Below are 11540 nucleotides of genomic sequence, written 5' to 3' on the forward strand. Positions count from 1 at the left end.
ATCCTCCGCTTCGTATGTATGGCTCTTGAGTCGACCATCCGCCCGGGTGGTGGAATTGGTAGACACAAGGGATTTAAAATCCCTCGCTGGTAACAGCGTGCCGGTTCAAGTCCGGCCCCGGGCACCATTTTAACACTTTTGTGTTGTCGGATTTTGCGAGTATAGCTCAGCTGCAAGAAGGTAAAGGCGTAACCTGAAACTTTTAGCAGTTAGATTATTCTCACTATGGAACGCGAGTATAGCTCAGCTGGTAGAGCGCAACCTTGCCAAGGTTGAGGTCACGAGTTCGAACCTCGTTACTCGCTCCAATTTCCTCTTCTTCATAAGCAAATCCCCCTCAATAAAATAATAAAAAACGCCATATAAAATTGTCGAACGATTAATTTGTCTAAAGTTGATAAAACCCCTAGTGTTTACTGCGTAACTAAATCTAACGGCCTCAGCTTTTAGTTATACTAGAACTCCCTTCGTTTATTTCACCCATTATCTTGATAACAGAATTTAGTAACCATCTGACTCATTGATGCTTTTATCCCTATGCTTACTTTGGCGTTGTTTGTTTTTACTGTCATTGGCGCCTAATAGAGGTTTAATATTTGTTGCGGTGACAATAAATATTAAAGGTGAGCCTTGCTGTTATCCTCTCCCTGGACCTATTGTATTTTTCCACTGCCAGCCTAGTGTATCAGCCGATATTGACTCGCGGGTTATAGAATCTCTGAGGTATTAGTTCGGGGTAATGGTGGTGCGTCTCGCCTTTTTCGAGGTATCTAGGTGTGGGCGTTTACTGCGACTCAAAACCTTGGCCAATTGCCGCTTCATTGCCCCGGTGTTTTGGCAAAACCTCACCAAGTAACTTTTATTTTCAATTTAAAATTCTTCTAGGTCAGAGTGTTATTTTTTGAACATAATTTAGTCATTTCGCATTCAGCTAGCTGCATTATTATCCATCACACTAAAAAACAGTATGAGCATTGACGGGATAAAAGGTGTTTTAACTCCTGGTGTCGATTCTCTGTTTAATTATATTTTTGCTTCTTTTCTATTCTTAAGCTTTTGATTTGGTTGTTTTTATTTTATTTTCAGCCATGCAGTTCAAGCGAGTGCGCTTTATAACTATAAGAAAAGTTTTCGTTATAGATTTGAGTCTTAAATTTAAGTAATTGATGTGGCTAGCTTAATTTGCATTGGCGAAAATCTATTCAATTTTACACCTTAATTTGGTTGAATTTTGACCTTTTGCCTTGCTATTATGCCGCCTTTTTTATTCTGGTTGTGATTTAACAGCTCAATAAAAGCATTCAGTTTTTGGTTCAACTTATATGGGCCAAGGGTTTTTATTGTCTGAATTCACTACCTTTGCCGTTTTTTGAATTCTCTTTTATACGAGATTTCAATTATTTATATAAATTATTTCAGGTGTAGCGATGACAGCAAAACTTAAAATAACTAAGGCAGGGATGTTTAAGAGTTTATCTTTTCTACTGGTACTGTTCATGTATCTTCAAAGTGTTCAGCCTGCGTTAGCTGCTCAAGGCGCTCTGGGGCAACAAAATACGCTTGTGATGTTGCTTAACTTCAAAGAAAACCCAAATGAACAGCCAATGAGCGCAGCAGAAGCCAATAGCCTGGTATTTGACACGGTAGATGATTTCTATCGCGAGAACTCTTTCGGCCAAACCTGGTTCTCAGGTCAGGTCGTCGGCTGGTATACACTGCCTGTTTCCAATCAGGTTTGTGATTTAAGCGCCGTGCGTGACGCCGCCGATCAAAAAGCCATCGCATCTGGTATTCAATTAGATCAGTATGATCGTATCGTTTATATGATGACTAAGACGGCTTGTGGTATCGCGGGCTCAGCAACCATGCAAGGCACGCCTTCACGCGCTTGGATTAATGGTAACTTTTCTGCAATGAATATTGCTCATGAGTTGGGGCACAACTTAGGGCTTCGTCATTCTGGTTCGCTAGATTGCGGTGAACAGCCAATTTCTGACCAATGTACACGACGTGAATATGGTGACACCTATGACGTGATGGGTGGCTCAAATGGTTATATCAACACCTTCCAAAAAGAGCAATTAGGTTGGTTGGAAGGCGCCCATGCCGCTAAAACCATTGAAGTGACTCAAAGTGGTACTTATGCAATTACTAACTATGAAACGCAAGGTAATGAGCCTGTGACCATCAAGGTGCCTCGTGGTATAGATCCAACAACGGGTAAAAAGAGCTGGTTTTATATTGAATACCGCCAGTCGGTGGGTTATGACGACTTTCTAGATGCGCGCTCTTACGTCTTCTATCGTGGTGATGTGACCGATGGTATTGTAATTCGCTCGGCGCTAGAAGGTGATGAGCGCAGCAGCAATCTACTTCACTTTAAAATGGGCTCTGAATATTATGCGATTACTGGTTCGAATGACTGGTATGATCCAGCCATGCCGGTTGGCGGTACTTATACCGATCCTCTTTCGGGTGCAACGATCAGCCTCAAGAGTGCAAATGGTACGCAGGCTGAGGTGACCGTTACCCTAAACGGCTCCGATTCAGGCGACGATAAAGTGAGTTGTGCCATCAATGCGCCTTCCATCAATGCACAGGCCATCACAGGAAGTACGGTTTTTGCGGGCAAAGAAGTACAGTATCAGGTGACTATTACCAACAATGATTCCGCTGATTGTGCCAGCAACAGCTTCGATATCAGCACTGTGGTGCCGTTCGGTTGGCAAGCAACTAACGACCAGGTAACTTTAGCGCCGGGCGCGTCTGGGCAAGTTGTTATCGCGGTGACTTCATCTCAAGACGCCACAGCAAAAGATTATTCGCTGTCAATTAAAGCAACACACGGTGCTGATTCAGCATATAGTGCTGCAACGGCAGTGCGTTATACCGTGGTGGCCGATGAAACGACCACTCCAGCGGTGGTAGCGGTTGACGATATGGTAGCCCTAAGTGCAAAGGTGTCGGTAGTTATTGATGTACTGGCCAATGATATTGTTGATGCGCAGGCTCCTGCTACTGTGACCTCTATCACACAGCCTAGCAAAGGGAATGTAGAGCTATTGTCAGACGGTACCTTGCGTTATACACCAGGGCGACGTTTTAAAAACAACGACAGTTTTAGCTACACCATTACCGATGGTAATACCCGCTCGACGGCTTATGTTTCTGTCAGACTACAATCGGACGGTGGTAACAGCGGTGGGCCTGGCAAAGGTAAGAATAAGTAGTAATAACGTTTGAAATTAAAAAAAAGCCTGGCTCTTACGAGTCAGGCTTTTTGGTATCTCGATTTAACTTTGCCTATTCAAGATTTATGGCCGATGCGGGTGTAGGACACATTTCCATGTCTACGCATTGCGGGCATAGAGTACACTCTGCTTCTGCAGGCATGACAGGTGATAGATCACCAAACACTGGAACACCTGTTGCAGTCACCATATCAGTAAAGGCTCCTACATAGAATCCAGGGGTACCTTCACCTAGTTCACCTTCTCCGGGTACAGGTACATAACTACCTGCATAGTCGGCGCAGGCTCCAGGAGTGCCCATGGGGGTTAGTGTGCCTATAAAGTGCGGATTAGGATCTTTGTTATCTTGAACAAAGACGTCATTAATAGTGATTTCAGAGGTGTTACATACTTCACCACTGTAATTAACCTGTAGACCATAATCGCCATAGCCATTGAGCACTACGACCACGTCACAGTCTTTTTCAAGCGATAGTGAGCCGAGTAGATTTTGCTCTGGACATTCCCAGCTGGCCATATCTTCTGTTGCAACTGGACCGCCGGGCTCAGTAGCACCGGTAGCCATAGCATGGTTTAAAATACCATTTTGACTGACGACGAAGGAGCCGGTAATAATCTGTGACCCATCGACATCTAGATAGCCTACGTTAGTTGTATGGCTACCAGCGCCATCAATGCCTTCGGCTGTTGTATCAACGACCTTAACATCCCATAGAGGCAAGGTGCCTGTATTAGTAACGGTTAGCTCGTAGTTGTATCTAAGCGCATCGCCGCCAACAACTTCACCAAAGGTACAGTCTTTGACAAGAGTGATTTCTGGCAAACCTGGGGTGTAGCAGAATGAAATATGGCTAAGACCGTAGTAGTTACCATTTTTATGATTGACCGGAGAATGCAGGCCACCATCTGATGTGGTGATTGCACCACCATCGCTATAGTATTCATAAAGGTTGCCACCTGGGCCACCTTTAACGAAGATGGACTGGATAATTACACCGCCGCTAACCGTCCAATCGAATGTTTTGTCTGGCTGTATATCTATGTCTACCATAATATCGCCATCGCCAAACATCCCTTCACCTGGATCATTGATTCGGAACTCCATTAATCCTTCAATACCCGTTGATAATTCTGAACAGGTTGGGTTGCCATCAACAGACATAGGCTGCACCCCATTGTCGGATGGTGCGCCGGGGTGTGCGGCAAACGCATTTTGCGTGCTAAGGGCAAAACCTAACACCAAGAACAAAGCTAGTATTTTCTTAATAGTTGAGGTGACACAACTAAACTCGCCTGTGCCACACCATAAATTCATATTGGTTTTCATAAAACCTCCTTTGAGTATGGACACCATACTTCGGCCCCTATACACAGTGTTTGTTGTTACGTAGTGATACTTCGACTTCGGCTGTATAGGAGCACAGAGCGTGCCAATCGGTAACTCGTTGTATTTATTATAAATTATTTCTATTTTGGAGAGGTCGGCTGTGAAGCTGTGTCATGTCCGTTACAACTTTAATAGGCATTGCCTTGCAGTTTTATGCTAACTCTATGAATAGGCAATAATTTATAGGAGGGGTTAATGGGTTTGTATTAAGGTAACACTGTGTTCATCGCTGTTACACCCCAGAGCGGACGTAGCTTGGAACACTTCTTAATCACTCAGGTAGAAAAGTTACAATTTATTGTTGACCAGATTCATGAATCCGTTAGACTACGCCCGTTCTCACGGAAACATCCTAGGGAACACAGCAGTAATAATGTGAGAACCGTTCCTTTATTTAGAACAAGGCGCTCGCATTATGAAGTGCGAAGTTTGCTAAGCTGCAAGAAGGTAAGGGCGCAACCTTTATCTAGAAAAGCAGATAAGCTTTCTCATTATGGAACGCGAGTATAGCTCAGCTGGTAGAGCGCAACCTTGCCAAGGTTGAGGTCACGAGTTCGAACCTCGTTACTCGCTCCAACTTCCTTAGTTCTGCTGCTACAATCATCTCAAGAGGGCGGAATGGCAGAGTGGCCATGCAGCGGATTGCAAATCCGTCTACCTCGGTTCGACTCCGGGTTCCGCCTCCATTCATACCAATTTTATTAAAGTTCAGCTCTTTCTTTCGAGCTAAATAACCCACTTAGATCGTTAAAAAATTACATATGTACGCCTACATGGATGTCTGTGGCAGAGCGGCGCAGAAGCCGAGAACAACTACATAATGAAATTTTTGCCTTGTTATTGGGCCTTTTATCCGACGCCACAATAGACCATCTACTATTACTCTTTATCCTCTCTATTTTGAAATAGCCCCTTTAATAATTCCATGGGTAATGGAAAGGCGATGGTTGAATTTTTTTCGCCGGCAATTTCCGTTAGGGTTTGTAAATACCTTAATAAAATGGCATTTGGCTCTTTTGATAATTTTTCTGCGGCCTCAACCAGTTTTTCCGAGGCTTCCATTTCCCCAGACGCATGAATCACCTTCGCTCTACGTGTTCGTTCGGCTTCTGCTTGTTTGGCAATGGCCCGAATCATGGTTTCGTTAAGGTCTACGTGTTTAATTTCGACATTGGCAACCTTGATCCCCCAACCATCGGTACGCGCATCTAAAATTTCTTGGATATCGGCGTTGAGCATGTCGCGATTTGCCAGCATTTCATCGAGTTCATGTTGGCCCAGCACTGAGCGCAAGGTGGTTTGTGCCAGCTCAGAGGTGGCTTGGAGAAAGTTTTCCACATTAATAATGGCTTTTTGCGGATCGATAACGCGAAAGTAGATCACCGCGTTGACGCGTACCGAGACATTATCCCGGCTTATTACATCCTGGCTGGGCACATCCATTACTACGGTACGTAAATCCACCCGGACTATTTGTTGGATAAAGGGAATGACGATAATGAGGCCAGGCCCTTTTACCTTGTAAAAACGCCCGAGCAAAAATATCACGCCGCGCTCATACTCACGCAAGATACGAAATGCACTGAGGATGATTAAAATGAGCAAGAGTACAATGGTGCTCGAGAATATCTGACTATTCGTTAATAGGATTTCCATGACTTACTCCTTGGCTGGGGATGGCGAAACATGCAATGTTAAGCCTTGAACTGATTCTATGGTGACCTGATCACCTTGTTTTATAGGGCTATCACTGTGTGCTGCCCAACGCTCGCCGCCAACATCCACAAAACCCTGGCCGCAAAAATCGTTTTCGGCGATGGCTATTTTTCCAGCCATGCTTTCTTGACCGAAAACCACTTCCACATTTCGATTTCGCCATAAATAACCGAGTAAAAATATCACCACCAAGACACTGGTGAAGGCTACGCCGGCTATTAAAGGGATGGAAATCTGAAAGTAGGGGCTTTGGGTATCGAGTAAGAAAATTGAACCCAAAACAAAAGCAACAATGCCACCTAACCCAAATATGCCAAAACTTGGCACAAACGACTCGGCAACCATTAACGCAATACCTAACGCGATTAATGCCAGGCCGGAGAAACTTAGGGGTAACATTTGAAAGGCATAGAGTGCGACGATGAGACTGATGGCGCCTACGACACCGGCGACGCCGATGCCTGGGCTGTAAAACTCCAGTAAAAGACCGTAGATACCGATGAGCATTAAGATATAGGCAATGTTTGGGTCGGTAATAGTGGCAATAAAATCAAAGCGCCAATCCGGCTCGACTGGCTGCAATTGAGCGCCAGTCAGCGTTAGCTTTGTCTGTTGTTCACCGCTTTTGATGCTAAACCCTTCCAGCTGAGCCAAAAGATCGGTGGGTGAATCGGCGAGATGGGTGATGACATTTGCTTTCATGGCCTCCGTTGCCGTCAGAGTAGCCGCTTCACGAACGGCTTGCTCGGCCCACTCGGGGTTACGCCCACGCAACTGAGCCAAAGAGCGGATATAGGCAATGGCATCATTGAGCATTTTCTTGTCCATGGCGCTGGGTGTTTGCTCTTGCTCACCTTGCGGTTGGCCTTGACCAGGGGCCGCTATGTTTACCGGCGTCGCGGCACCTAAGGTGGTGGCCGGAGCCATGGCGGCAATATGGCAGGCGTACAAAAGGTAAGTGCCGGCACTGGCCGCGCGTGCACCCTGTGGATATACCAGGCAAGCCACGGGGACCGAAGAGGTTAGTACTGCCTGATTAATTTGCCGCAAGCTGCTACTGAGCCCCCCAGGCGTATCCAGGGTGATCATCAGCAAGGGCTGTGCTAAGGCATTGGCCTCATTGATTTGGCGGACAACAAAATCTGCCACCGCGGGACCAATAGCTCCCTCTATGCGGATCACCTGGACTCTGTTTGTTGGCTGCTGTTGGGCTTGCTCTTGTGCCATAGGGTAAAAAGTTGTCAACAGCAACACTAAGGCGAGAATTCGTATCATGATCAAAATGAGCTTGATGATTTAGTCAAAGTATAGCCCTAGTTGGAGCACCGCGTTATTTGCAACTAATATTCAAAGCAATACTGGGACTGCGTTCAGTAAATCTTAGCGAGTCGACAAACCATGACGATGATCGAGACCTACCACATCCTTGAAGCGCTAGGCGGATTGGGGCTTTTTTTATTGGGTATGACCATAATGACCGATGCCCTGTATCAACTGGCCGGTCAGCAGATCCGTAATGCGTTGATGTCGTTAACACGTAGTCCCGCATCCGGTGCCCTCACCGGCGCCTGCAGCACGGCTATTCTTCAGTCTTCGAGTGCCACCACGGTGGCCGCCGTCGGTTTTGTCTCCGCCGGCCTGTTAACCTTTAAAGAAGCTTTGGGCATTATCTTTGGCGCTAATGTGGGCACGACTATCACCGGCTGGCTGGTGGTATTAGTGGGTTTCAAGCTTAACCTCATCGGTCTGATGTTGCCTTTATTACTGCTGGCGATGATAGCCAGGCTGTTTTTAAAGGGTAAGCGGGCCTCACTGGCAATGGCGGTGGCTGGCTTTTCCGTGATCTTTGTGGGTATCGGGATGATGCAAAGTGGGCTTTCCGGGTTCGAGCAAGTATTAACACCGGCGACCTTTGGTACGGATACCTGGTTTGGCAGAATACAATTGCTGCTAATTGGCGCAGCGATCACCCTTGTTACCCAATCCTCTAGTGCTGGGGTAGCGGCAAGCCTCACTGCTTTGTATGCTGGCAGTATCAACTTTCACCAAGCCGCGGCCTTAATAATAGGAATGGATGTAGGCACTACGGTGACCGCTATGGTAGCGACCTTAGGTGGGTCGGTGTCATCGCGGCGAACCGGGCTTTCCCATGTCATCTACAACCTTTTAACGGCGGTAATGGCGTTGCTGCTGATCACCCCCTTTGTACAAATATGGCAATGGCTTTTTGGGCAACCAATTGAGGCACAGGCGCAGCTGGCCCTGGTCGCCTTTCACACCTTCTTTAATACCTTAGGAATATTCTTGGTTCTGCCGTTTACCAATCAGTTTGAACACTTACTACGGATTCTGGTTCCACAGCGCGGGTACTCGTACACCGAGCCTTTGGATAATACCCTGCTGCGAGATGTCGACCTGGCATTAAAGACGGTTTATGCCAGTGTATGCAGCCAGTTCCACGATCTACTCTTTTATCTTCGCGCAGTGCTTAAACCGGGAGACTATGATGACTCGCCTTCTTTTCCTCAGCTTCAAAGTGCATTGGACGAAACTCATGGCTATGTTGATTTGATCCATTTACAGCAAAAAGACAAACCGAGTTGGTCTCAACTGCTGGAACTGATCCATATTCTGGATCATATGCAGCGTTTGCATGAGAGGTGCAAGGGTTGGGGGAAAGGGTCTTGGGTTGATCCTTGGGGTAGGCCTATGCGGGTCAGCAGTGGAAGAGACGGCCAGCTTAACGACATACTTGTTAAGGTAGACCTAGCCCTCTATGAAATGATTCACAGTATTAGTGATGGCGACAATCAAAGCCTTTGGCAGCAGGCGCAGCAATTAGGCGAAGAAGTGGACAGGCAACTTGAAGCAGCACGCAAACAACGCATGCATGATATTGCTGGCGGTCGTCTTAGGGTGCCAGAGGCCGAGGAGTACTTAGAAGAGTTCAGGCACCTACAACAAATGGTTTATCATATCCGGCGAGTGTGTTTGCATCTAAAGCGGTGGCAAGAAATTAAATAAAAGAGGCCGCAAACGCGGCCTCTTATGATTAATCCCACATACCCGGTGGCAAATCCTTGTCCAGCTTCTTATGATCGGTGCGATTAAATGTCGGTATGCGTCCAGCTTTCAATTGGCGGCGATAATCCTTGGCCAACCAAATTACCACACCCGAAAGCATAAACAGGGCGATGACATTAACGATAGCCATAAGACCCATGGAAATATCGGCTAACGTCCATACCAGTTTGATCTCACCAAGCGAGCCAAACATCACCATGGCTAAGACCAATAAGCGGAAAATCAGCATGCCTTTTTGGTGATTGTGCTCTAAGAATAATAAGTTGGTCTCGGCATAAGAGTAGTTAGCAACGATAGAGGTAAAGGCAAAGAATAAGATGGCGATAGCGATAAAGGTCGAGCCCCATTCACCAACGTGAGTCACTAATGCTTCTTGCGTTAAGGCGATTCCCGTAAGGCCAGAATTTGGTTCTAGCTGACCGGACAATAGAATCAGTGCTGCGGTGGCGCTACAGATCACTATGGTATCGATAAACACACCAAGCATTTGCACATACCCCTGCGATGCCGGGTGGGGTGGGTTAGGTGTGGCGGTCGCAGCAGCGTTAGCGGCACTACCCATGCCGGCTTCGTTAGAAAACAGGCCGCGCTTAATGCCTTGAATCATGGCCTGCATAACACCATAGCCGATTGCGCCAGCACCGGCCTGCTCGATACCAAAGGCATGATCTATGATCAACATAAACACGCCGGGTAGCTGTTCTGAGTTAATAGCACATATATATATAGCAAGCAGAAGATAGGCAATGGCCATAAAGGGCACGACGATTTCGGCAAAGCGGGCAATGGTTTTTAGGCCGCCAAAGATGATAAAGCCTGAGCCAATCACCAAGACAATACCAACCGCATATTTAGGAATATCGAAGGCTACGTTAAAGGCGGCGGCAATTGAGTTAGCCTGTACGGCATTAAAGACCAGGCCGAAAGCCAAAATCAGGCACAATGAAAATAATACGCCCATCCAGCGCTTACCTAGGCCAAGCTCCATATAATAAGCAGGGCCGCCACGGAAGTTACCTTCCTCATCTTGTATTTTGTAGGCCTGAGCCAATGTACTTTCCGCAAAACTGGTCGCCATACCTATTAGGGCGATAAGCCACATCCAGAATATAGCGCCTGGGCCGCCTAGGTATAGAGCAACGGCCACCCCGGCCATGTTGCCGGTACCAACACGGGCAGCCAACGAAGTACAAAATGCTTGGAATGACGAAATACCACCTTTCGCTCCTTCACGACTGGCGAACATTACTTTAAAAGAGTGCCCAAAGTCACGAAATTGGATGAAGCCTAAACGAAGAGTGAAAAAGAGACCTGCTGCGATCAGCAAATAGATAAGTACATGCCCCCAAATAAGGCCGCTAATGGTGTTAGCGATTTCGGTCATAACAAGTGTACCTTTGAACGAGTAATAAAAAGTGAGGCGCAATCTAGCATATAGCTAAACAAACTTTTAGTGCCTTAGTATAGAAGATAGCTAATTGGGCTAGTTATCCACAGAAAATTGTGAGTAACTGGTGGGTAGGGTGTAGCTAAATAGGGCGGTGCAATCTTTTTACTATTTTCTTTAAAAAAGGGGTTGCGTCGAAATCGTTTCTCCCTATAATGCGACCCCACTGAGACGGCAGGCAGCAACGCATAGCGAGGCGCTAGCGACTCAGGAAGTCAAATAAAACTTCAGTTTTGAAAAGTAAAAACATTCTCAAAATTAAGTGTTGACAACAAATTAGGAAAGCGTAGAATGCGCAGCCCTGAAGCGGTGAAAGCCGCAGCGACAACGAGTCGCAATGTTCTTTAAAAATATGAAGCAATCATCTGTGTGGGCACTCGTACAGGTTGAGTTCTAACAGCAGATTCTAGTTCGCTAGATGACGCAAACAAATTTAGAGTCTCAATGTTTTTTCCTTAAATGGAAAGTGAGTGACCAACAGCAATAAATTTATTTATTGCAGCACAGTCAATTCGATATCGAAAGATATCATCACAGTATTCATTGAGCAGAATCTTCGGATTCAAAAAAACTTTTAATTGAAGAGTTTGATCATGGCTCAGATTGAACGCTGGCGGCAGGCCTAACACATGCAAGTCGAGCGGTAACATTTCTA

6 protein-coding genes, 4 tRNA genes and 1 rRNA gene are annotated in these 11540 nt (G+C 46.2%); 7 read left to right on the plus strand and 4 right to left on the minus strand.

From position 1 onward, the window contains the following. Positions 1-40 precede the first annotated feature (40 nt). The 3 genes from C2M36_RS10050 (at position 41) to C2M36_RS10060 (ending at position 3230) form a co-directional block, all read left to right on the plus strand. Positions 41-127, plus strand: a tRNA-Leu gene (locus C2M36_RS10050). A gap of 105 nt (positions 128-232) precedes the next feature. After that, positions 233-308 (plus strand) — tRNA-Gly (locus tag C2M36_RS10055). Between the two features lie 1188 nt (positions 309-1496). Beyond that, positions 1497-3230, plus strand: a complete 1734-nt coding sequence (locus C2M36_RS10060) for an Ig-like domain-containing protein (RefSeq protein WP_199774895.1) — start codon at positions 1497-1499, stop codon at positions 3228-3230. A gap of 73 nt (positions 3231-3303) precedes the next feature. Here the strand turns inward: C2M36_RS10060 and C2M36_RS10065 are convergent, their stop codons facing one another. After that, a complete protein-coding gene (locus C2M36_RS10065) occupies positions 3304-4578 on the minus strand; it encodes a DUF7507 domain-containing protein (RefSeq protein ID WP_105254802.1) in 1275 nt (424 codons plus the stop codon). Positions 4579-5138: 560 nt separating this feature from the next. Here C2M36_RS10065 and C2M36_RS10070 point away from each other — a divergent pair. Both C2M36_RS10070 and C2M36_RS10075 read left to right on the plus strand, forming a co-directional pair. Then, a tRNA-Gly gene (locus C2M36_RS10070) sits at positions 5139-5214 on the plus strand. A 36-nt stretch (positions 5215-5250) separates the two neighbouring features. Then, positions 5251-5324, plus strand: a tRNA-Cys gene (locus C2M36_RS10075). Positions 5325-5517: 193 nt separating this feature from the next. On the opposite strand, the gene C2M36_RS10080 is transcribed toward C2M36_RS10075, so the two are convergent. Then, on the minus strand, positions 5518-6294 hold the full coding sequence (locus tag C2M36_RS10080; protein WP_105190695.1) for a slipin family protein: 777 nt from the start codon (positions 6292-6294) through the stop codon (positions 5518-5520). A 3-nt stretch (positions 6295-6297) separates the two neighbouring features. After that, positions 6298-7608: an NfeD family protein gene (locus C2M36_RS10085; protein ID WP_325050541.1), complete on the minus strand. Its 1311-nt coding sequence runs from the start codon at positions 7606-7608 to the stop codon at positions 6298-6300. Positions 7609-7752: 144 nt separating this feature from the next. Here C2M36_RS10085 and C2M36_RS10090 point away from each other — a divergent pair, with 144 nt between their 5' ends. Beyond that, entirely contained in the window at positions 7753-9378 is a 1626-nt protein-coding gene (locus C2M36_RS10090; protein ID WP_199883038.1) for a Na/Pi cotransporter family protein, read from the plus strand. Between the two features lie 28 nt (positions 9379-9406). Here the strand turns inward: C2M36_RS10090 and C2M36_RS10095 are convergent, their stop codons facing one another. Continuing rightward, a complete protein-coding gene (locus C2M36_RS10095; RefSeq protein ID WP_105254805.1) occupies positions 9407-10822 on the minus strand; it encodes an alanine/glycine:cation symporter family protein in 1416 nt (471 codons plus the stop codon). A 638-nt stretch (positions 10823-11460) separates the two neighbouring features. On the opposite strand from C2M36_RS10095, the gene C2M36_RS10100 reads away from it, so the two are divergent. Next, positions 11461-11540, plus strand: a 16S ribosomal RNA gene (locus C2M36_RS10100); the annotation flags it as partial.

It is taken from the genome of Pseudoalteromonas sp. T1lg75 (assembly GCF_002964705.1).
Taxonomy (GTDB): domain Bacteria; phylum Pseudomonadota; class Gammaproteobacteria; order Enterobacterales; family Alteromonadaceae; genus Pseudoalteromonas.